Source organism: Streptococcus sp. 11-4097 (assembly GCF_018215285.2).
Classification (GTDB): Bacteria; Bacillota; Bacilli; order Lactobacillales; family Streptococcaceae; genus Streptococcus.
Genome location: NZ_CP185262.1, coordinates 1,337,966 through 1,360,911, shown reverse-complemented (window position 1 = coordinate 1,360,911; position 22,946 = coordinate 1,337,966). Strand labels below are relative to the sequence as shown.

Genomic DNA, 22,946 nt, shown 5'->3' with positions numbered 1-22,946 from the left:
TTCTTAGGAAGCGGCCCTCGGCCGCTTTTTTAAGAGTTGAGACAAAGTCATTTTGTCTCAGTAAAGCTTGCTACTAGGCAAACTAGCAAGTTTTATTGAAATAAAATAAGACTCTGAAAGGAAGAGCACATGGCACACGAAAATGTCATTGAGATGCGTGATATTACCAAGGTGTTTGGTGAATTTGTTGCCAACGACAAAATCAACCTGCACCTACGAAAAGGTGAAATTCATGCACTTTTAGGAGAAAATGGGGCTGGTAAGTCCACGCTCATGAACATGTTAGCAGGGCTTCTTGAACCAACTAGTGGTGAAATTGTGGTCAACGGTCAAGTTGTCAATCTCGATTCACCATCTAAAGCGGCTAGCTTGGGAATCGGAATGGTTCACCAGCACTTTATGTTGGTAGAAGCCTTCACAGTGGCTGAAAACATCATTTTAGGTAGTGAATTGACTAAAAATGGTGTGCTAGATATCGCTGGAGCTAGCAAAGAAATCAAGGCTCTTTCTGAACGTTATGGCTTAGCTGTTGACCCTTCTGCCAAGATAGCAGATATCTCAGTTGGAGCCCAACAACGTGTAGAAATTTTAAAAACCCTTTATCGGGGGGCTGATATCCTTATCTTTGACGAACCAACGGCTGTCTTGACTCCATCAGAAATTGATGAGTTGATGGCTATTTTGAAAAATCTTGTCAAAGAAGGAAAATCAATTATCTTGATCACCCACAAGTTAGACGAGATTCGCGCAGTTTCTGACCGCGTTACAGTTATCCGTCGTGGGAAATCAATTGAAACTGTCGAAATTGCAGGGGCTACCAATGCTGATTTGGCAGAAATGATGGTAGGTCGTTCTGTTTCCTTTAAAACAGAGAAGCAAGCCTCTCAACCAAAAGAAGTGGTCTTGTCAATCAAAGATTTGGTGGTCAATGAAAATCGCGGTGTCCCAGCTGTGAAAAATCTTTCCTTGGATGTTCGTGCTGGAGAGATTGTTGGTATTGCAGGGATTGATGGAAATGGTCAGTCTGAACTGATTCAAGCCATTACAGGTCTTCGCAAGGTTGAATCTGGTAGCATTGAGCTAAAAGGAGATTCAATTGTAGGATTGCCCCCACGTCAGATTACAGAATTGAGTGTTGGGCACGTTCCAGAAGACCGTCACCGTGATGGCTTGATTTTGGAAATGATGATTTCTGAAAATATTGCCCTTCAAACCTACTATAAAGAACCACATAGTAAAAATGGAATTTTGAACTATTCAAATATTACCTCTTATGCTAAAAAGCTAATGGAAGAGTTTGATGTTCGTGCTGCCAGTGAATTTGTTCCTGCAGCTGCACTTTCAGGAGGAAATCAACAAAAAGCAATTATTGCTCGTGAAATTGATCGTGATCCTGATCTCCTTATCGTCAGCCAGCCAACTCGTGGTTTGGATGTCGGTGCTATTGAATATATCCACAAACGCTTGATTGAAGAGCGTGATAATGGTAAAGCTGTCCTTGTTGTCAGCTTTGAATTGGATGAGATTTTAAACGTCTCAGACCGTATTGCTGTTATCCATGATGGTAAGATTCAAGGTATTGTATCACCAGAAACAACCAATAAACAAGAGCTTGGTGTCTTGATGGCTGGTGGAAACTTGGGAAAGGAGAAGAGTGATGTCTAAAAAATTACAACAAATTTCGGTTCCCTTGATTTCTGTATTCCTAGGAATTTTACTCGGAGCCATTGTCATGTGGATCTTCGGTTATGATGCTATTTGGGGCTACGAAGAATTGTTCTATACAGCCTTTGGTAGTCTGCGTGGGATTGGAGAAATCTTCCGTGCTATGGGGCCTTTGGTCTTGATTGGTCTGGGTTTTGCCGTTGCCAGTCGCGCAGGTTTCTTTAACGTCGGGCTTCCTGGTCAGGCTTTGGCAGGTTGGATTCTCAGTGGTTGGTTTGCCTTGTCTCATCCAGATATGCCACGTCCTTTGATGATTTTAGCAACTATCGTGATTGCCCTGATTGCTGGTGGGATTGTCGGAGCGATTCCAGGTATTCTTAGAGCCTATCTAGGGACGTCAGAGGTTATCGTAACCATCATGATGAACTACATTGTCTTGTATGTAGGGAATGCCTTTATCCATGCTTTCCCTAAAGACTTCATGCAAAGTACAGATTCGACCATTCGTGTTGGGGCTAATGCAACCTACCAGACACCTTGGTTAGCTGAGTTGACTGGTAATTCGCGGATGAATATTGGTATTTTCTTTGCCATCATTGCCGTTGCAGTTATTTGGTTCATGCTCAAGAAAACGACTCTTGGTTTTGAAATCCGTGCGGTTGGTCTTAATTCACATGCTTCAGAATATGCTGGTATTTCTGCAAAAAGAACGATTATCCTCTCAATGATTATCTCAGGTGCCTTGGCAGGTCTTGGTGGAGCTGTTGAAGGTCTGGGAACCTTCCAGAACGTTTATGTTCAGGGGGCGTCATTAGCTGTCGGATTTAACGGAATGGCGGTTAGTCTGCTTGCGGCCAACTCACCAATTGGTATTCTATTTGCAGCCTTCTTATTTGGTGTTCTCCAAGTTGGAGCTCCTGGTATGAATGCGGCGCAGGTACCGTCTGAGCTTGTCAGCATTGTAACAGCGTCTATTATCTTCTTTGTCAGTGTTCATTACCTTATCGAACGCTTTGTCAAACCGAAAAAACAAGTTAAAGGAGGTAAGTAAAGATGTCTATTACAACCTTGCTCACCCTCTTGGTGTCTTCTATGCTGATTTACTCAGCACCTCTCATCTTTACAAGTATTGGTGGTGTTTTCTCTGAACGTGGTGGTGTGGTAAACGTCGGTCTTGAAGGAATTATGGTTATGGGTGCCTTTTCTGGAGTTGTCTTTAACCTTGAATTTGCAGAACAATTTGGAGCAGCAACTCCATGGCTATCCTTGCTTGTAGCAGGATTGGTTGGAGGACTCTTCTCTATCATCCACGCAGCAGCGACGGTTCATTTCCGTGCAGACCATGTTGTCAGCGGTACGGTATTGAACTTGATGGCCCCAGCCTTGGCTGTTTTCTTGGTGAAAGTACTTTATAACAAAGGACAAACCGACAACCTAAGTCAGACTTTTGGACGCTTTGATTTCCCATTCTTGGCAAATATCCCAGTGATTGGTGATATCTTCTTCAAGTCAACAAGTCTGCTAGGTTATATCGCGATTGCCTTCTCATTCTTTGCTTGGTTTATCCTCTTTAAGACTCGTTTTGGTCTTCGTCTTCGCTCTGTCGGTGAACATCCTCAAGCAGCGGATACCTTGGGAATCAATGTCTACAAGATGAGATATTTAGGGGTTATCATTTCAGGTTTCCTAGGTGGAATTGGCGGAGCGATTTATGCTCAATCCATCTCAGTTAACTTCTCAGTGACAACTATTGTTGGACCTGGATTTATCGCTCTTGCTGCGATGATCTTCGGGAAATGGAATCCAATCGGAGCCATGTTATCTAGTCTCTTCTTTGGACTTTCACAAAGTTTGGCTGTTATCGGTTCGCAGTTACCATTTTTACAAGGTGTGCCTGCGGTTTATCTTCAAATCGCACCTTATGTCTTGACAATTCTTGTCTTGGCAGCCTTCTTTGGAAAAGCAGTTGCACCAAAAGCAGATGGGATCAACTATATCAAATCAAAATAAGCATACAAAAAACGTCAGTACAGAACTGACGTTTTATTTTTTAGGATATTGGTTGGTTAGGTTCAATCCCCAAGGGACAAGATTTTCAGTTTTATTTTTGATACGAGCGATATTGTCCTTATGACGAATGATAATCAAACTAGCAAGTGCTAGGATAATAGCGATGAATAGAGGGTCATAGTTGCTCAGGATAAAACCAAAAAGTGGAAAGAGTAGAACTCCGATGACAGCCGCGATAGATGCTGTGACACTAGATAGCGAAATCATACTACCAAGATAGAGGGTTCCAAAGAAAACAACTGCAAGGTAGAGACAGAAGACAGGTGCAAATCCGAAAACTACTCCAGCACTGGTTGCGACAGCCTTGCCTCCCTTAAATCCTGCAAAGATAGGGAAGGTATGGCCAATAACAGCCAAAAGTCCAAAGATGAGAGGCGAAACGCCTTGCAGATGAAACATAATTGGAAGAAGTGTTGCTAGGGTTCCTTTGAAAAAGTCAATGACAAAGGTCGCCATACCAGCTTTCTTACCTAAAATGCGAAAGGTATTGGTTGTTCCAGTATTTCCAGAACCATGTTCACGCAGATTTGTCTGAAAGAAAATTTGTCCAATCCAGAGACCAGACGGAATCGAACCCAGCAGATAGGCTAGGATTAATAAAACTATTGTAATCATACTCCTATTATATCATGAAATGGAGAAGAAAGGCAGAGAATCTCTTCTGAAATTGTCACACCGGAGAAAGAAAAATTTTGCAAAATCCTTGGAAAACTTGTAGAATAGTAAAGATGAACGAATAGGAGGTTCCTTGTGTCAAAAAAGGAAATCAATATTAATAATTATAATGATGACGCCATTCAGGTGCTAGAAGGGTTGGATGCGGTTCGAAAACGTCCGGGGATGTATATCGGATCGACCGATGGTGCTGGTCTCCACCACCTCGTCTGGGAAATCGTCGATAATGCTGTCGATGAGGCCTTGTCTGGATTTGGTGACCGTATTGATGTGACCATTAATAAAGACGGCAGTTTAACGGTTCAAGACCATGGTCGTGGGATGCCGACTGGTATGCACGCTATGGGAATTCCAACTGTAGAGGTTATCTTTACCATCCTTCATGCCGGAGGAAAATTTGGTCAGGGTGGCTACAAGACATCTGGTGGTCTCCACGGGGTGGGTTCTTCCGTTGTTAATGCCCTTTCTAGTTGGCTGGAGGTTGAAATTACCCGTGACGGTGCAGTTTACAAGCAACGTTTTGAAAATGGTGGAAAACCTGTCACGACTCTGAAGAAAATCGGTATAGCACCTAAGTCTAAAACAGGTACCAAAGTCACCTTCATGCCGGATGCGACTATCTTTTCTACGACAGACTTCAAGTACAATACCATTTCAGAACGCCTCAATGAGTCAGCCTTTCTTTTAAAAAATGTGACCTTGTCTCTAACGGATAAACGCACAGGTGAGTCTGTTGAGTTTCACTATGAAAACGGAGTGCAGGACTTTGTTTCTTATCTGAATGAAGACAAGGAAACCTTAACGCCAGTCCTTTACTTTGAAGGTGAAGACAATGGTTTCCAAGTGGAAGTGGCCCTCCAGTATAATGACGGATTTTCAGATAACATTCTATCCTTTGTCAATAACGTTCGCACCAAGGACGGTGGAACGCACGAGACAGGACTTAAGTCCGCTATTACCAAGGTCATGAATGACTACGCACGTAAGACGGGGCTTCTCAAGGAAAAAGATAAAAACCTTGAAGGGTCAGACTATCGTGAAGGACTAGCGGCTGTTCTTTCTATCCTTGTTCCTGAAGAACATTTGCAGTTTGAAGGTCAGACCAAGGACAAGCTAGGAAGCCCTCTTGCTCGTCCCGTTGTGGATAGCATTGTGGCGGATAAGTTGACCTTTTTCCTTATGGAAAATGGTGAATTGGCTTCTAACCTCATCCGCAAGGCTATCAAGGCCCGTGATGCTCGTGAAGCAGCACGTAAGGCGCGTGATGAGAGCCGAAATGGGAAGAAAAATAAAAAAGACAAGGGTTTATTATCTGGGAAATTGACCCCAGCCCAGTCCAAGAATCCTGCTAAGAATGAACTCTATCTAGTCGAGGGGGACTCTGCCGGTGGTTCTGCCAAACAAGGCCGTGACCGCAAGTTCCAGGCAATCTTGCCCCTTCGTGGTAAGGTTATCAATACAGCCAAGGCCAAGATGGCGGATATCCTCAAAAATGAAGAAATCAACACCATGATTTATACCATCGGTGCGGGTGTTGGGGCAGACTTCTCTATTGAAGATGCCAACTATGATAAAATCATTATCATGACCGATGCGGATACCGACGGTGCCCATATCCAGACCTTGCTCTTAACGTTTTTCTACCGTTACATGCGTCCCCTAGTTGAGGCAGGACATGTCTACATCGCCCTTCCGCCTCTTTACAAGATGTCCAAAGGTAAAGGCAAGAAAGAAGAAGTGGCCTATGCTTGGACGGACGGAGAGCTAGAAGAACTCCGCAAGCAGTTCGGTAAAGGCGCCACCCTCCAACGCTATAAAGGTCTTGGTGAGATGAACGCGGACCAACTCTGGGAAACAACCATGAATCCAGAAACCCGCACTCTTATCCGTGTTACAATCGAAGATCTAGCACGCGCAGAACGCCGCGTCAATGTCCTTATGGGAGACAAGGTCGAACCACGACGTAAGTGGATTGAAGATAATGTCAAGTTTACGCTGGAAGAAGCGACAGTATTTTAAGTTAGTTTTTAATGAATGGGTATAAACATGAGAACTGAAACAGAAATGCTCGATGTAGTTTTAAAGACTGCTGAAACCTTACAAGTCACGGCTGTCGCCATGTCTGGTTCACGGACTGATACAAAAGCCTCAAAAGATGAATTTCAAGACTATGACGTAGTCTATGTTGTAGAGAATCTGGACGAGCTGATTACAGATTTATCTTGGTTGGACCAGTTTGGCAAGCGTATTCTTGAGCAAGAAGTTAGGTTGGGACATCGATGTCTATTTCTCATGCTCTTTGAAGATGGAAATCGTATTGACTTGACTCTATGTTCTAAAGTGCATATCAAGGAGTGGGTAGAAAGCGAAGCGAATTTCATTGTTCTAGAAGACCCTAAGGGATTGTTTGTACCTCATTCTCCAACTCCCCAGCGTTACTGGACAAGCCCAGCTAGTGCGATAGAGTTTGAAAAAGTCTGCAATGAGTTCTGGTGGGTGTCGAGCTACGTTGTCAAAGGGATTTGTCGTAATCAGGTCATCTACGCGACCGACCATCTCTATGGTATTTGTCAGCAAGAGTTGTTAAAAGTCTTAGCTTGGCAGGTTGCAAGTGATAGGGGGAAAGTCGATATCGGCAAAAACTACAAGTATCTCTTTAACTATTTACCTGCTGAGAAAGAGAAAGAATTCTCAAATCTGCTTGATTTTTCAAGCATAAATAAAATCACTCAGTCTTTGTTTGCTACCATGGAACTTTTCCACCAAGAGGCTCAATTCCTTGCTCACAAGATGGAATTTGACTATGATATGGAAGTAACTGAGAAGATGATTGAGTATTCTGAGGAGAGACTTCTTAATCGCTAACTAACTAAAGACCTTAATTTAAAAGATTAAACTACAGAAAGGGTCGTTTGGTTATTTGTAGTAACTGAACACGGGACTAATTTTATTCGGAAAAAAGTCAAATCGTCTTGACTTCATCGATCCCTACATCGATTTTCTATTTTTCTACAGACATTTTTGGCAAGCCAAATCGTCCCTTTATATCTTAACTGAAAACCTTTTCTGTAAAAACCTACTCTACATTCTTTGAAAGGAGTTGAACACGCCCTAAATGCTAGGTGAAAAAGATAAATTCTCTTGTGAGCTTTCTTACTTCAAGAGTTTTCTATTTTCACTTGGTATTTTACGGGCTCTGTATCCTATATGAGTAACATTCAAAACATGTCCCTGGAGGACATTATGGGAGAGCGCTTTGGTCGCTACTCAAAATACATTATTCAAGACCGGGCTTTGCCAGATATTCGTGATGGATTGAAGCCGGTTCAGCGTCGTATTCTTTATTCTATGAATAAGGATGGCAATACCTTTGACAAGAGCTACCGTAAGTCGGCCAAGTCTGTCGGTAACATCATGGGGAATTTCCACCCACACGGTGACAGTTCTATCTATGATGCCATGGTTCGTATGTCTCAGGACTGGAAAAATCGTGAGATTCTAGTTGAAATGCACGGTAATAACGGTTCTATGGACGGTGATCCGCCTGCAGCTATGCGTTATACTGAGGCACGTTTGTCTGAGATTGCAGGTTACCTTCTTCAAGATATCGAGAAAAAGACCGTTCCTTTTGCTTGGAACTTTGATGATACTGAAAAAGAGCCGACAGTTTTGCCAGCAGCCTTTCCAAACCTTTTAGTCAATGGTTCGACTGGGATTTCGGCTGGTTATGCCACAGATATTCCACCGCATAATTTGGCTGAGGTCATTGATGCAGCGGTTTATATGATTGACCACCCAACTGCAAAAGTTGATAAACTCATGGAATTCCTACCTGGACCAGACTTCCCTACAGGAGCTATTATCCAAGGCCGTGATGAAATCAAGAAAGCCTATGAAACTGGGAAAGGGCGCGTTGTTGTTCGTTCCAAGACTGAGATTGAAAAGCTAAAAGGTGGTAAGGAACAAATTGTTATTACTGAGATTCCTTATGAAATCAACAAGGCCAATCTAGTCAAGAAGATTGATGATGTTCGTGTCAATAGTAAGGTGGCAGGTATTGCTGAGGTTCGCGATGAGTCTGACCGTGACGGTCTTCGTATCGCTATTGAACTTAAGAAAGACGCTAATACAGAGCTCGTTCTCAACTATCTCTTTAAATATACTGACCTGCAAATCAACTACAACTTTAACATGGTGGCGATTGACAATTTCACACCTCGTCAGGTCGGTATTGTCCCAATCTTGTCTAGCTATATTGCCCACCGTCGTGAAGTGATTTTGGCGCGTTCACGCTTTGATAAGGAAAAGGCTGAAAAACGTCTCCATATCGTCGAAGGTTTGATTCGTGTGATTTCAATCTTGGACGAAGTCATTGCGCTTATCCGTGCTTCTGAGAATAAGGCGGATGCCAAGGAAAATCTCAAAGTTAGCTATGATTTTACAGAGGAGCAGGCTGAGGCCATCGTTACCTTGCAATTGTATCGTTTGACCAATACCGATGTGGTTGTCTTACAGGAAGAAGAAGCAGAACTTCGTGAAAAGATTGCCATGCTGGCGGCTATTATCGGGGATGAGCGGACTATGTACAATCTCATGAAGAAAGAACTTCGTGAGGTTAAGAAGAAGTTTGCGACTCCGCGTTTGAGTTCTCTAGAAGACACAGCAAAAGTCATCGAGATTGATACAGCCAGTCTTATCGCCGAGGAAGATACCTACGTCAGCGTGACCAAGGCAGGTTATATCAAGCGTACCAGCCCACGTTCCTTTGCGGCTTCAACGCTGGAAGAAATTGGCAAACGTGATGACGACCGTTTGATTTTTGTTCAATCTGCCAAGACAACCCAGCATCTCTTGATGTTCACGACGCTTGGAAATGTCATTTATCGACCAATCCATGAATTGGCAGACATTCGTTGGAAGGATATCGGTGAGCATCTGAGCCAAACCATTACAAACTTTGAAACTAACGAAGAAATCCTTTATGTGGAAGTAGTGGATCAGTTTGATGATGCGACAACCTACTTTGCTGCGACTCGTCTCGGTCAAATCAAGCGTGTAGAGCGAAAAGAATTCACCCCATGGCGGACCTACAAGTCTAAGTCTGTCAAGTATGCTAAGCTCAAAGATGATACAGACCAGATTGTAGCAGTAGCTCCAATCAAACTAGATGATGTTCTCTTGATCAGCCAAAATGGTTATGCCCTTCGTTTCAATATCGAAGAGGTACCAGTTGTCGGTGCTAAGGCTGCAGGTGTCAAGGCTATGAACCTGAAAGAAGATGATACCCTCCAATCGGCCTTTATCTGTAACACTTCATCCTTCTACCTCTTGACTCAGCGTGGAAGTTTGAAACGTGTTTCTATTGACGAAATTCCAGCAACTAGCCGTGCCAAACGAGGACTACAAGTCTTGCGTGAGTTGAAAAACAAACCGCATCGTGTCTTCTTAGCAGGATCAGTTGCAGAGCAAGGATTTGTTGGTGATCTCTTCAGTACAGAAGTGGAAGAGAACGACCAAACGCTGCTTGTCCAATCGAACAAAGGAACAATCTATGAAAGTCGACTACAAGACTTGAATCTGTCAGAACGCACAAGTAATGGTAGCTTCATCTCTGACACGATTTCGGATGAAGAAGTTTTTGACGCTTATCTTAAAGAAGTATTTACTGAAGCTAAATAAGTGAAATGAAGAATCAGTTCTAAGAGCTGGTTCTTTTTATTGAAGAAATTTTCTGAAAATTACAAAATATACTTGCTATTTTAGAAAAATAGTGTAGAATAAAAGAAATAGGTTTTTAGAATAAGGAGTGGAATATGACAGTAACGATTGATTGGGAAAATCTCGGTTTTTCCTATATGAAATTACCTTATCGCTATATTGCTCATTTTAAAAATGGACAATGGAATCAAGGAGAACTTACAGAAGATGCAACCTTGCATATTTCAGAGTCTTCTCCAAGTCTTCACTATGGACAACAAGCATTCGAAGGTTTAAAAGCTTATCGTACTAAGGATGGCAGTATTCAACTTTTCCGTCCTGACGAAAATGCTAAACGCCTGCAACGCACTTGTGATCGTCTCTTGATGCCACAAGTTCCGACAGAAATGTTTGTAGAAGCTTGTAAGGCAGTTGTTCGTGCGAATGAAGAATATGTACCTCCATACGGAACAGGTGGAACCCTTTATCTTCGTCCTCTTTTGATTGGTGTCGGAGATATTATCGGAGTAAAACCAGCAGAAGAGTACATTTTCACTATCTTTGCCATGCCAGTTGGTAATTACTTTAAAGGCGGCTTGGTCCCAACCAATTTCTTGATTCAGGATGAATACGACCGTGCCGCTCCAAATGGTACAGGTGCGGCTAAGGTTGGTGGAAACTATGCTGCCAGTCTCTTACCAGGGAAATTGGCCAAGTCACGTCATTTCTCAGATGTTATCTATCTAGACCCATCAACTCATACAAAGATTGAAGAAGTCGGTTCAGCTAACTTCTTTGGAATTACAGCTGATAATGAATTTGTAACACCATTGAGTCCATCTATCTTGCCATCTATTACCAAGTATTCTTTGCTTTATTTGGCAGAACATCGCTTGGGCTTAACTCCTGTTGAGGGGGATGTCCCGATTGATAACCTTGACCGTTTTGTAGAGGCAGGGGCCTGTGGTACAGCAGCGGTGATTTCTCCAATTGGTGGAATTCAGCACGGTGATGATTTCCATGTATTCTATAGTGAAACAGAAGTAGGTCCTGTGACTCGTAAACTCTATGATGAATTGACAGGAATTCAGTTTGGCGATATTGAAGCGCCAGAAGGTTGGATTGTAAAAGTAGATTAAAATTAACTAAAGGAGATTTTTTATGAAATCTAAAAAGTGGCTCTTAACAGCAGGAGTGGTCCTGAGCACAACAGCTCTATTAGCGGCTTGTGGAAAAGCTGATAAAGAAGCAGATGCACCGACAACATTTTCATATGTCTATGCAGTAGATCCAGCATCTTTGGACTATAGTATAGCGACTCGTACATCTACAACAGATGTCATCGGGAACGTGGTTGATGGATTGATGGAAAATGACCAATACGGAAATGTTATTCCTTCCTTGGCTGAAGATTGGTCTGTCTCAAAAGATGGTTTGACTTATACCTATAAACTTCGTAAAGGAGTTAAATGGTACACATCAGAAGGTGAAGAATACGCAGAAGTAACAGCTCATGACTTTGTGACAGGACTAAAACACGTAGCTGACGGTAAGTCAGACGGTGTCTCTCTCATCCAAAATTCAATCAAGGGCTTGGATGCCTACATGACTGGTGAGACCAATGATTTCTCTACAGTTGGTGTCAAGGCCTTGGACGATTACACAGTTGAATATACCCTAAACAAACCAGAAAGCTTCTGGAACTCTAAAGTCACCACAGCAACGATGTTGCCTGTAAATGAAGAATTTTTGAAGGCATCAGGTAAAGATTATGGAGCAGTTACTCCAGCAGGAATTCTCTACAATGGTCCTTATTTCTTGAAGACCTTGACTTCTAAATCGTTGATTGAATATGAGAAAAATCCAAACTACTGGGATAAAGAAAAGGTAAAAATCGAGAAGATCAAATTGACCTACTACGATGGTTCTGATCAGGAATCGTTGATTCGTAGCTTCTCTTCAGGTGCCTATACGACAGCCCGTCTCTTCCCAAGTAGCTCAAACTTTGCTTCTACTTTGGAACAATACGGAGATAAAATCACTTATAGCCCACAGGATTCAAGTAGTTATTACTTCACCTTTAACGTAAATCGTCAGTCATATAATAAAACTGCGAAAACAAGTGAAGAGCAAAAGACTTCTACTAAAGAAGCTATGCTTAATAAGGACTTCCGTCAGGCTATCAACTTTGCCTTCAACCGCCATTCTTATGCTGCCCAGCTAAATGGTGAAGACGGTGCGGACAAGATTATTCGTAACAGCCTCGTTCCTGACAACTTTGTACAAGCAGGTGGTAAAAACTTTGGTCAAATCGCTCAAGCAGAGTTGGTGAACTATGGTGACCAGTGGAAAGGTGTTGAGCTAGTTGACGGTAAGGATTCTATCTACAACCCTGACAAGGCTAAAGCTGCATTCGAAAAAGCTAAGAAAGACTTGGAATCTAAAGGGGTAACATTCCCAATTCACTTGGATGTCCCAGTTGAACAAACAGATACCATCGCCGTTCAACAAAGCAACTCTTTCAAACAGTCAATCGAATCAACTCTTGGTGCTGAAAATGTTGTCATCGACGTTCTTCAAATGACAGATAATGAAAAGGAAACAATCACTTCACAAGCTCGTGTTCCTTCGCAAAAAGACTATGATTTGAACAGTACAGGATGGGCTCCAAGTTATCAAGATCCAGCATCTTACTTGAATATCATGGATCCTAAATCAGGTTCTGCTATGAAACACCTTGGCATTACTAAAGGGAAAGACAAAGAAGTTGTAGCTAAACTTGGTTTGGACCAGTATAAGAAATTATTGGATGATGCGGATTCAGAAACTACGAATCTTGAAGAGCGCTATGAAAAATATGCCAAGGCTCAAGCTTGGTTGACAGATAGTTCATTATTGATGCCAACAGCCTCATCTGGTGGTTCTCCAGTTGTAAGTAATGTCGTGCCATTCTCAAAACCATACTCACAAGTTGGTATTAAGGGTGACCCATATATCTTTAAAGGAATGAAATTGCAAAAAGATATTGTTACAACAAAAGAATATGAAGAAGCACTGAAAAAATGGCAAAAAGAAAAATTGGAATCAAATGGTAAGTACCAAAAAGAACTAGAAAAACATATTAAATAAAGCAGAAAACTTTATATCAGACAAGCCTGGTATAGAGTTTTTTCTTGCTAGTTTTAGGATTTTCTTGTAAAATAGAAAAAGTGAAGAGAGGTATGAAATGAGTAAGAAAGATAAAAAAATTGAAATTCAAGTAGCAGATGCCAAGGTTAATGTAGGAAAAGACAGTTTTGAAGGTTATACGTTGACCATTGGTAAAAAAGTTATCGGAGAAATTGCAGAATTAGATGGACAATTTGCCATCATAAAGAATGGAAATGTCGATAGTTTTTATAAAAAATTGGAAAAAGCTGTGGAAATTTTGATTGAAAATTATAATTTAGCAAAATAAGTCTTGTTTTTTTGAAATTTTCATGATATAATAGTCCATGTTGATTGTAGGAGAGATAGCGAAGAGGCTAAACGCGGCGGACTGTAAATCCGCTCCTTCGGGTTCGGGGGTTCGAATCCCTCTCTCTCCATTTCATCAATGGGGTATAGCCAAGCGGTAAGGCAAGGGACTTTGACTCCCTCATGCGTTGGTTCGAATCCAGCTACCCCAGTTCTTAGGTAATGTTCAAGATAAAAAGCAAAATATCTTAGGGTATTTTATTTTTATAATTGAAAGACGTGAACGATATGAACATGTCCTTGCGGGTGCTTAGGAAAAAAATTATAAGTATGTCAAGTTTAAGAAAAACTTGATTGTTGGAGGATTTTTTAGATGAACGAATTTGAAGATTTGCTAAATAGCGTTAGCCAAGTTGAGCCTGGTGATGTTGTTAGTGCTGAAGTATTGACAGTTGATGCGACTCAAGCTAACGTTGCAATCTCTGGGACTGGTGTTGAAGGTGTCTTGACTCTTCGCGAATTGACAAACGATCGCGATGCAGATATCAATGACTTTGTGAAAGTAGGAGAAGTATTGGATGTTCTTGTACTTCGTCAAGTAGTTGGTAAAGATACTGATACAGTTACATACCTTGTATCTAAAAAACGCCTTGAAGCTCGCAAAGCATGGGACAAACTTGTTGGTCGCGAAGAAGAAGTTGTTACTGTTAAAGGAACTCGTGCCGTTAAAGGTGGACTTTCAGTAGAATTTGAAGGGGTTCGTGGATTTATCCCAGCTTCAATGTTGGATACTCGTTTCGTACGTAACACTGAGCGTTTTGTAGGTCAAGAATTTGATGCTAAAATCAAAGAAGTTGACGCTAAAGAAAACCGCTTCATCCTTTCACGTCGTGAAGTTGTTGAAGCAGCTACAGCAGCAGCTCGCGCTGAAGTATTCGGTAAATTGGCTGTTGGTGATGTAGTAACTGGTAAAGTTGCACGTATCACAAGTTTCGGTGCTTTCATCGACCTTGGTGGTGTTGACGGATTGGTTCACTTGACTGAATTGTCACATGAACGTAACGTATCACCAAAATCAGTTGTAACTGTTGGTGAAGAAATTGAAGTGAAAATCCTTGATCTTAACGAAGAAGAAGGACGCGTATCACTTTCACTTAAAGCAACAACACCTGGACCATGGGATGGTGTTGAGCAAAAATTGGCTAAAGGTGATGTAGTAGAAGGAACAGTTAAACGTTTGACTGACTTCGGTGCATTTGTTGAAGTATTGCCAGGTATCGATGGACTTGTTCACGTATCACAAATTTCACACAAGCGTATTGAAAATCCAAAAGAAGCTCTTAAAGTTGGTCAAGAAGTTCAAGTTAAAGTTCTTGAAGTTAACGCAGATGCAGAGCGCGTGTCACTCTCTATCAAAGCTCTTGAAGAGCGTCCAGCTCAAGAAGAAGGACAAAAAGAAGAAAAACGTGCTGCTCGTCCACGTCGTCCAAAACGTCAAGAAAAACGTGATTTCGAACTTCCAGAAACACAAACAGGATTCTCAATGGCTGACTTGTTCGGTGATATCGAACTTTAATCAAATTGAAAATTCACAAAATCCTTTGTTTCCTAAACAAGGGATTTTTCTTTTGTCTGTAAACCTTTTTTGATATAATAGTTCTATGTTAGAATCAGAAAAACAATCACGTTATCAAATGTTAAATGAGGAACTCACTTTTTTATTGGAAGGTGAAACCAATGTTTTGGCTAATCTTTCCAACGCCAGCGCTCTTCTAAAATCACGCTTTCCTAATACTGTATTTGCAGGCTTTTATCTGTTTGATGGAAAGGAATTGGTTTTAGGCCCCTTCCAAGGAGGTGTTTCCTGCATCCGTATTGCACTAGGAAAAGGTGTTTGTGGGGAGGCAGCTCACTTTCAGGAAACTGTTCTAGTTGGTGATGTAACGAACTATCCTAACTATATTTCTTGTGATAGTCGAGCTAAAAGTGAAATTGTTGTTCCTATGGTTAAGAATGGTCAATTACTTGGAGTTCTGGATCTTGATTCTTCAGAGATTGATGATTATGATGCTATGGATCGAGATTATTTGGAACAATTTGTCGCTATTTTGCTTGAAAAGACAGAATGGAACTTTACAATGTTTGGGGAGAAAGCCTAATGTATCAAGCACTTTATAGAAAATATAGAAGTCAAAACTTCTCCCAGTTGGTTGGACAGGAAGTTGTGGCTAAGACTCTTAAACAAGCAGTGGAGCAAGAGAAAATAAGTCACGCTTATCTTTTTTCTGGTCCTCGTGGAACGGGAAAAACCAGTGTGGCTAAGATTTTTGCTAAAGCTATGAACTGTCCAAATCAAGTGGGTGGGGAACCTTGTAATAACTGCTATATTTGCCAAGCAGTGACAGATGGTAGTTTAGAAGATGTTATTGAAATGGATGCGGCTTCTAATAATGGGGTAGATGAAATTCGCGAAATTCGTGATAAATCTACCTACGCTCCTAGTCTTGCTCGTTATAAGGTTTATATCATAGATGAGGTTCACATGCTGTCTACAGGAGCTTTTAATGCCCTCCTAAAGACACTGGAAGAGCCAACACAGAATGTGGTCTTTATTTTGGCTACTACTGAATTGCACAAGATTCCTGCTACAATTCTATCCCGTGTGCAACGTTTTGAATTTAAATCGATTAAGACACAGGATATTAAGGAACATATTCACTATATTTTAGAAAAAGAAAATATCAGTTCTGAACCAGAGGCTGTGGAAATCATTGCCAGACGGGCTGAAGGTGGAATGCGAGATGCCTTGTCTATTTTGGATCAAGCCCTGAGTTTGACACAGGGAAACGAGCTGACGACTGCCATCTCTGAAGAAATTACTGGCACCATTAGTATATCAGCCTTGGATGATTATGTGGCCGCTTTGTCTCGACAGGATGTTCCAAAGGCCCTAGCATGCTTGAATCTTCTCTTTGAAAATGGTAAGAGCATGACTCGTTTTGTGACCGACCTTTTGCACTATTTAAGAGACTTGTTAATTGTCCAAACAGGTGGAGAAAACACTCATCATAGTCCAGTCTTTGTAGAAAATTTGGCACTTCCTCAAGAAAATCTGTTTGAAATGATTCGCTTGGCGACAGTCAGTTTAGCAGATATTAAGTCTAGTTTGCAGCCTAAGATTTATGCTGAGATGATGACCATTCGTTTAGCGGAGGTTAATCCTGAACTGTCTCTTTCAGGTGCGGTTGAAAGTGAAATTTCTGCACTGAGACAGGAAATTGCCCGTCTCAAACAAGAACTCGCAAATGTGGGCACTGTACCAAAACCAACTAGTCCAGCACCTACCCGTCCAACAGCAGGCAAGACAATCTATCGTGTGGATCGCAATAAGGTTCAATCTATCTTACAAGAGGCTGTCGAAAATCCTGATTTAGCACGTCAAAATCTGATTCGCTTGCAGAATGCCTGGGGAGAGGTGATTGAAAGTCTTGGAGGTCCTGATAAGGCTCTGCTAGTTGGTTCTCAACCGGTTGCAGCCAATGAACACCATGCTATTCTTGCTTTTGAATCTAACTTCAATGCTGGTCAAACCATGAAACGAGACAATCTCAACACCATGTTTGGTAACATCCTCAGTCAGGCAGCAGGTTTTTCACCTGAGATTTTAGCCATTTCCATGGAGGAATGGAAAGAAGTTCGCGCAGCCTTTTCAGCCAAAGCCAAATCTTCCCAAACTGAAAAAGAAGCTGAAGAAAGTCTGATCCCAGAAGGATTTGAATTTTTGGCTGATAAAGTGAAGGTAGAGGAAGACTAAAGAAAGATTTCATGATACAATAAGTTTATGAATAGACAACAATTTATTATTATCGCGCTGTTTACAGCTGCTGAGACCTATTTTTTCAATGAAGCCTGGATGACTGGTCGCTATATTATGGCAGCTTTTTGGGCTATTTTGCTCTTTAGAAATTTTCGAGTTAGTTACTTGATGGGCAAGATTGTAGATGTCATTGACCAACATTTAAAAGGAAAAGACTAGTCCTCAGCTTCTAGACAAAATCAAAGCCTTTTAGGCTTTTTTTTGTTATACTATAAAAGTATATTTATTGACCTATTACCGTATTTTCTAGGGAAATCAAGTATGTTTCCAGTAAGAACTGTAAAGGCATTGAAAAAGAAAGGAACTATCATGTCAGTTTTAGAGATCAAAGATCTGCACGTTGAGATTGAAGGAAAAGAAATTTTAAAAGGGGTTAACTTGACCCTGAAAACAGGAGAAATCGCCGCTATCATGGGACCAAATGGTACAGGTAAATCGACTCTTTCTGCCGCTATCATGGGAAATCCAAACTATGAAGTTACCAAAGGTGAAGTCTTGTTTGATGGCGTAAACATCCTTGAGTTGGAAGTGGACGAGCGTGCGCGTATGGGACTTTTCCTTGCTATGCAATACCCATCAGAAATTCCAGGAATTACCAATGCTGAATTTCTTCGTGCAGCTATGAATGCTGGTAAAGAAGACGATGAGAAGATCTCAGTTCGTGAGTTTATCACTAAATTGGATGAGAAGATGGAATTGCTCAACATGAAAGAAGAAATGGCTGAGCGTTACCTCAACGAAGGTTTCTCTGGTGGTGAGAAAAAACGTAATGAAATTCTTCAACTCTTGATGTTGGAACCAACTTTTGCTCTTTTGGATGAGATTGATTCTGGTCTTGATATTGACGCTCTTAAAGTTGTTTCTAAAGGTGTGAATGCCATGCGTGGTGAAGGATTTGGTGCTATGATTATCACTCACTACCAACGTCTTTTGAACTACATCACACCAGATGTGGTACACGTCATGATGGAAGGTCGTGTTGTCCTTTCTGGTGGTCCCGAATTGGCTGCGCGTTTGGAACGTGAAGGATACGCAAAACTAGCTGAAGAACTTGGCTACGACTACAAGGAAGAATTGTAATTCCCTCGTATCTTTTAGGAGAAGTAAATGACTAAAGAAAATATTAAACTTTTTTCAGAAATGCACGCTGAACCAAGCTGGTTGGCTGACCTCCGTCAAAAAGCTTTTGATAAGATTGAGAGTTTAGAGTTACCAGTTATTGAGCGTGTCAAATTCCACCGTTGGAATCTGGGTGATGGAACGATTACAGAAAGTGAGCCATCAGCAAATGTTCCAGATTTCACAGCTCTAGATAATCACTTGAAGTTGGTTCAAGTAGGAACTCAGACTGTTTTTGAGCAAACTCCAGTTGAGTTAGCTGAACAGGGTGTTGTCTTCACAGATTTCCATTCAGCTTTAGAAGAAATTCCAGAGCTGATCGAAGAATTCTTCATGTCATCTGTTAAGTATGACGATGACAAGTTGGCAGCCTACCATACAGCTTATTTCAACAGTGGTGCTGTTCTCTACATTCCTGATAATGTTGAGATTAAAGAACCAATCGAAGGAATTTTCTATCAAGACAGCGATAGTGATGTGCCGTTTAACAAGCATATTATGATTATCGCTGGTAAAAATTCTAAGATTAGTTATCTGGAACGTTTAGAGTCACGTGGCCAAGGAAGTGCCAAAGCAACTGCCAATATCACAGTAGAAGTCATTGCTCGTTCTGGTGCTCAAGTGAAGTTTGCTGCGATCGACCGTTTAGGAGAAAACGTCACTGCCTACATTAGCCGTCGAGGTAAATTAGGAAACGATGCAAGCATTGACTGGGCGATTGGTGTTATGAACGAAGGGAACGTCGTTGCGGACTTTGATAGCGACTTGATTGGAAATGGTAGTCATGCAGATCTCAAGGTTGTAGCTCTTTCAAGTGGTCGTCAGGTACAAGGGATTGATACTCGAGTGACTAACTATGGTTGCAACTCAATCGGAAATATCCTACAACATGGGGTTATTCTTGAAAAAGCAACCTTAACCTTCAATGGTATCGGCCACATCATCAAGGGTGCCAAGGGAGCAGATGCCCAACAAGAGAGCCGTGTTCTTATGCTTTCAGACCAAGCGCGTTCAGATGCTAATCCAATTCTTTTGATTGATGAAAATGACGTAACTGCAGGACACGCGGCTTCTATCGGTCAGGTAGATCCAGAAGACATGTATTACCTCATGAGCCGTGGCTTGGATAAGGCAACTGCAGAACGTTTGGTTGTCCGTGGTTTCCTTGGCTCTGTTATCGTTGAGATTCCAGTCAAGGAAGTTCGTGATGAAATGATTGCAACCATCGAAGAAAAATTGTCAAAACGCTAAGGGGTAGCCTATGTTAGATGTAGAAGCGATTCGCAAGGATTTTCCAATTTTAGACCAGATTGTTAATGATGAACCATTGGTTTATTTGGACAATGCTGCGACGACACAAAAACCACTAGCAGTTCTGGAGACGATTAACCGCTACTATGAACAGGATAATGCCAATGTTCATCGTGGCGTTCATACCTTGGCTGAAAGGGCGACAGCTTCTTATGAGGCGGCTCGTGAAACCATTCGTAAGTTTATCAATGCAGGGTCTACAAAGGAAGTTCTCTTTACAAGAGGAACGACAACTAGTCTTAACTGGGTAGCGCGTTATGCTGAGGAAGTCTTGACTGAGGGAGACCAGGTCTTGATTTCCGTCATGGAACACCATTCTAATATCATTCCTTGGCAGGAAGCCTGCCGCAAGACTGGAGCGGAGCTTGTTTATGTCTATCTCAAGGACGGAGCTCTGGATATGGATGATTTGCGGGCTAAATTGACTGATAAAGTTAAGTTTGTCTCCCTTGCTCACGCCTCAAATGTCCTGGGTGTGGTCAATCCAATCAAAGAAATTACTCAATTGGCCCACCAAGTTGGTGCCATCATGGTGGTGGATGGTGCTCAATCTACGCCTCATATGAAGATTGATGTTCAGGACTTGGATGTGGACTTCTTTGCCTTTTCAGGTCACAAGATGGCTGGTCCAACTGGTATTGGTGTCCTTTATGGTAAAGAAAAGTACCTAGAGCAAATGTCACCAGTAGAATTTGGCGGCGAAATGATTGATTTCGTTTATGAACAATCTGCTAGTTGGAAGGAATTGCCTTGGAAATTCGAGGCAGGAACTCCTAATATGGCTGGTGCAATCGGACTGGCAGCAGCAGTGGATTATCTAGAAAAGATTGGTATGGATGCCATTGAAGCCCATGAACAGGAACTGATTGCATACGTCTATCCAAAACTGCAGGCGATTGAAGGACTGACCATTTATGGTTCGCAGGACTTGGCTCAACGTTCAGGTGTCATTGCCTTTAACCTAGGTGATCTTCATCCGCACGACCTTGCGACTGCTTTGGATTATGAAGGAGTGGCTGTTCGTGCAGGTCACCACTGTGCGCAACCCTTGCTCCAGTATTTGGATGTCCCAGCGACAGCTCGTGCAAGTTTTTATATCTACAATACCAAGGCAGATTGCGACAAGCTAGTCGATGCCTTACTAAAGACAAAGGAGTTTTTCAATGGCACTTTCTAAACTAGATAGCCTTTATATGGCAGTGGTAGCGGACCATTCGAAAAATCCACATCACCAAGGGAAGTTAGAAGATGCTGAGCAAATCAGTCTCAACAATCCGACTTGTGGGGATGTTATCAATCTCTCTGTCAAGTTTGATGCAGAGAATCGTTTGGAAGATATCGCTTTTCTAAACTCAGGTTGTACCATCTCAACTGCCTCTGCAAGCATGATGACGGACACAGTTTTAGGAAAAACCAAACAAGAAATCTTAGAACTTGCGACTATTTTTTCTGAAATGGTTCAAGGGCAAAAAGATGAACGACAAGACCAACTAGGCGATGCAGCTTTCTTATCAGGCGTTGCAAAATTCCCTCAACGAATCAAGTGTGCAACCCTAGCTTGGAACGCTTTGAAGAAAACAATTGAAAATCAAGAAAACAAGTAAGGCAAGTTTCTTTTGTCTTATGAATCAGTAGAAATAAAGAATGAAAGAAAGGATATTATGGCTGAAGAAAGAGTAGAACTAAAACCAATTGACCTTGGTGAATATAAATTTGGTTTCCATGATGATGTAGAGCCTGTCCTATCGACAGGAAAAGGATTGAATGAAGATGTCATTCGTGAACTATCAGCTGCTAAGGGAGAACCTGAGTGGATGCTAGAATTCCGTTTGAAGTCTTATGAAACCTTCAAAAAAATGCCCATGCAAACTTGGGGAGCAGATTTGTCAGAGATTGATTTTGATGACCTGATTTATTATCAAAAACCATCTGATAAACCAGCCCGTTCATGGGACGAAGTTCCTGAAAAGATTAAAGAAACCTTTGAACGTATCGGGATTCCTGAAGCTGAGCGTGCTTATCTAGCTGGTGCCTCTGCCCAGTACGAGTCAGAAGTGGTTTACCACAACATGAAGGAAGAGTTCCAAAAATTGGGGATTATCTTTACAGATACAGATTCTGCTCTCAAGGAATACCCAGACTTGTTTAAACAATACTTTGCTAAGTTGGTACCGCCAACAGATAACAAATTGGCAGCCCTTAACTCAGCAGTATGGTCTGGTGGAACCTTTATCTACGTACCAAAAGGGGTCAAGGTAGATATCCCACTTCAAACTTACTTCCGCATAAACAATGAAAATACAGGGCAATTTGAACGTACTTTGATTATCGTTGATGAGGGAGCAAGTGTCCACTACGTAGAAGGATGTACAGCGCCTACTTATTCAAGCAACAGCTTGCACGCTGCCATCGTAGAAATCTTTGCCTTGGATGGAGCTTATATGCGTTATACAACCATCCAGAACTGGTCTGATAACGTTTATAACTTAGTGACAAAACGTGCGAAGGCTCAAAAGGATGCCACTGTTGAGTGGATTGATGGAAACTTGGGTGCAAAGACTACCATGAAATACCCATCAGTTTACCTTGATGGAGAAGGGGCGCGTGGTACCATGCTCTCTATCGCTTTTGCCAATGCTGGGCAACACCAGGATACTGGAGCTAAGATGATTCACAACGCTCCACATACAAGCTCGTCTATCGTGTCTAAATCCATCGCTAAAGGTGGAGGAAAGGTTGACTATCGTGGACAAGTAACCTTTAATAAAAACTCTAAGAAATCTGTCTCTCACATCGAATGTGATACCATTATCATGGATGACTTGTCAGCATCAGATACCATTCCGTTTAATGAAATTCACAACTCTCAAGTTGCTTTGGAGCACGAAGCTAAGGTATCTAAGATTTCTGAAGAACAACTCTATTACCTCATGAGCCGTGGATTGTCAGAATCTGAGGCAACTGAGATGATTGTTATGGGATTTGTAGAACCATTTACAAAAGAGCTTCCAATGGAATATGCAGTTGAGCTGAACCGCTTGATCAGCTATGAAATGGAAGGGTCAGTCGGGTAAGA

The 22,946-nt window shown here is 41.7% G+C and carries 19 protein-coding genes and 2 tRNA genes; 20 read left to right on the top strand and 1 reads right to left on the bottom strand.

The genetic code is table 11. The features are described from left to right. Nucleotides 1-129 precede the first annotated feature (129 nt). The 3 genes from KB197_RS06740 to KB197_RS06730 are packed head-to-tail and all read left to right on the top strand — an operon-like array spanning nucleotide 130 to nucleotide 3,675. The gene (locus KB197_RS06740) at nucleotides 130-1,665 is read left to right on the top strand and encodes an ABC transporter ATP-binding protein (RefSeq protein ID WP_033684970.1); all 1,536 of its coding nucleotides are present in this window, start codon (nucleotides 130-132) and stop codon (nucleotides 1,663-1,665) included. Then, entirely contained in the window at nucleotides 1,658-2,716 is a 1,059-nt protein-coding gene (locus KB197_RS06735; protein WP_023946477.1) for an ABC transporter permease, read from the top strand. Before KB197_RS06740 ends, KB197_RS06735 begins: the two co-directional genes overlap by 8 nt. 2 nt (nucleotides 2,717-2,718) lie before the next feature. Next, complete coding sequence (locus tag KB197_RS06730) at nucleotides 2,719-3,675, top strand: ABC transporter permease (protein WP_064276997.1); 957 nt, start codon at nucleotides 2,719-2,721, stop codon at nucleotides 3,673-3,675. 33 nt (nucleotides 3,676-3,708) lie between these two features. On the opposite strand, the gene plsY is transcribed toward KB197_RS06730, so the two are convergent. Beyond that, complete coding sequence (plsY, locus tag KB197_RS06725) at nucleotides 3,709-4,350, bottom strand: glycerol-3-phosphate 1-O-acyltransferase PlsY (RefSeq protein ID WP_064276998.1); 642 nt, start codon at nucleotides 4,348-4,350, stop codon at nucleotides 3,709-3,711. 135 nt (nucleotides 4,351-4,485) lie between these two features. On the opposite strand from plsY, the gene parE reads away from it, so the two are divergent. The 17 genes from parE (at nucleotide 4,486) to sufB (ending at nucleotide 22,944) form a co-directional block, all read left to right on the top strand. Beyond that, on the top strand, nucleotides 4,486-6,429 hold the full coding sequence (parE, locus tag KB197_RS06720) for a DNA topoisomerase IV subunit B (RefSeq protein ID WP_212573485.1): 1,944 nt from the start codon (nucleotides 4,486-4,488) through the stop codon (nucleotides 6,427-6,429). Between the two features lie 27 nt (nucleotides 6,430-6,456). After that, on the top strand, nucleotides 6,457-7,275 hold the full coding sequence (locus tag KB197_RS06715) for an aminoglycoside 6-adenylyltransferase (RefSeq protein WP_212573486.1): 819 nt from the start codon (nucleotides 6,457-6,459) through the stop codon (nucleotides 7,273-7,275). 342 nt (nucleotides 7,276-7,617) lie between these two features. Then, nucleotides 7,618-10,089, top strand: a complete 2,472-nt coding sequence (gene parC / locus KB197_RS06710) for a DNA topoisomerase IV subunit A (protein ID WP_212573487.1) — start codon at nucleotides 7,618-7,620, stop codon at nucleotides 10,087-10,089. 134 nt (nucleotides 10,090-10,223) lie between these two features. Then, nucleotides 10,224-11,246, top strand: a complete 1,023-nt coding sequence (locus KB197_RS06705) for a branched-chain amino acid aminotransferase (protein WP_064277004.1) — start codon at nucleotides 10,224-10,226, stop codon at nucleotides 11,244-11,246. A 22-nt stretch (nucleotides 11,247-11,268) separates the two neighbouring features. Next, nucleotides 11,269-13,236, top strand: a complete 1,968-nt coding sequence (locus KB197_RS06700; protein WP_064277005.1) for a peptide ABC transporter substrate-binding protein — start codon at nucleotides 11,269-11,271, stop codon at nucleotides 13,234-13,236. 97 nt (nucleotides 13,237-13,333) lie between these two features. Beyond that, the gene (locus KB197_RS06695) at nucleotides 13,334-13,564 is read left to right on the top strand and encodes a DUF2969 domain-containing protein (protein WP_000037113.1); all 231 of its coding nucleotides are present in this window, start codon (nucleotides 13,334-13,336) and stop codon (nucleotides 13,562-13,564) included. Between the two features lie 49 nt (nucleotides 13,565-13,613). Next, a tRNA-Tyr gene (locus KB197_RS06690) sits at nucleotides 13,614-13,694 on the top strand. 9 nt (nucleotides 13,695-13,703) lie between these two features. Next, nucleotides 13,704-13,775: transfer RNA gene (locus KB197_RS06685), tRNA-Gln, on the top strand. Nucleotides 13,776-13,936: 161 nt separating this feature from the next. Next, a complete protein-coding gene (gene rpsA / locus KB197_RS06680; RefSeq protein WP_064277006.1) occupies nucleotides 13,937-15,139 on the top strand; it encodes a 30S ribosomal protein S1 in 1,203 nt (400 codons plus the stop codon). Nucleotides 15,140-15,224: 85 nt separating this feature from the next. Then, on the top strand, nucleotides 15,225-15,722 hold the full coding sequence (locus KB197_RS06675) for a GAF domain-containing protein (RefSeq protein ID WP_064277007.1): 498 nt from the start codon (nucleotides 15,225-15,227) through the stop codon (nucleotides 15,720-15,722). Continuing rightward, nucleotides 15,722-17,377 carry a DNA polymerase III subunit gamma/tau gene (gene dnaX / locus KB197_RS06670; RefSeq protein ID WP_212573488.1) on the top strand — a complete coding sequence of 552 codons (1,656 nt, stop codon included), beginning with the start codon at nucleotides 15,722-15,724 and terminating at the stop codon, nucleotides 17,375-17,377. Before KB197_RS06675 ends, dnaX begins: the two co-directional genes overlap by 1 nt. A 27-nt stretch (nucleotides 17,378-17,404) precedes the next feature. Next, nucleotides 17,405-17,599, top strand: coding sequence for a DUF3272 domain-containing protein (locus KB197_RS06665; protein WP_001081602.1), 195 nt, complete (start codon nucleotides 17,405-17,407; stop codon nucleotides 17,597-17,599). A gap of 150 nt (nucleotides 17,600-17,749) precedes the next feature. Then, nucleotides 17,750-18,520 (top strand): Fe-S cluster assembly ATPase SufC, encoded by a 771-nt coding sequence (gene sufC / locus KB197_RS06660; protein ID WP_000114489.1) that lies wholly within the window; start codon nucleotides 17,750-17,752, stop codon nucleotides 18,518-18,520. A gap of 27 nt (nucleotides 18,521-18,547) precedes the next feature. Next, complete coding sequence (gene sufD / locus KB197_RS06655) at nucleotides 18,548-19,810, top strand: Fe-S cluster assembly protein SufD (RefSeq protein ID WP_064277009.1); 1,263 nt, start codon at nucleotides 18,548-18,550, stop codon at nucleotides 19,808-19,810. Between the two features lie 10 nt (nucleotides 19,811-19,820). After that, complete coding sequence (locus KB197_RS06650; protein WP_064277010.1) at nucleotides 19,821-21,047, top strand: cysteine desulfurase; 1,227 nt, start codon at nucleotides 19,821-19,823, stop codon at nucleotides 21,045-21,047. Then, entirely contained in the window at nucleotides 21,034-21,474 is a 441-nt protein-coding gene (gene sufU, locus KB197_RS06645) for a Fe-S cluster assembly sulfur transfer protein SufU (protein ID WP_064277011.1), read from the top strand. The genes KB197_RS06650 and sufU overlap by 14 nt, the downstream gene beginning before the upstream one ends. 57 nt (nucleotides 21,475-21,531) lie before the next feature. Further along, on the top strand, nucleotides 21,532-22,944 hold the full coding sequence (gene sufB, locus KB197_RS06640; protein WP_212573489.1) for a Fe-S cluster assembly protein SufB: 1,413 nt from the start codon (nucleotides 21,532-21,534) through the stop codon (nucleotides 22,942-22,944). Nucleotides 22,945-22,946 lie beyond the last annotated feature (2 nt).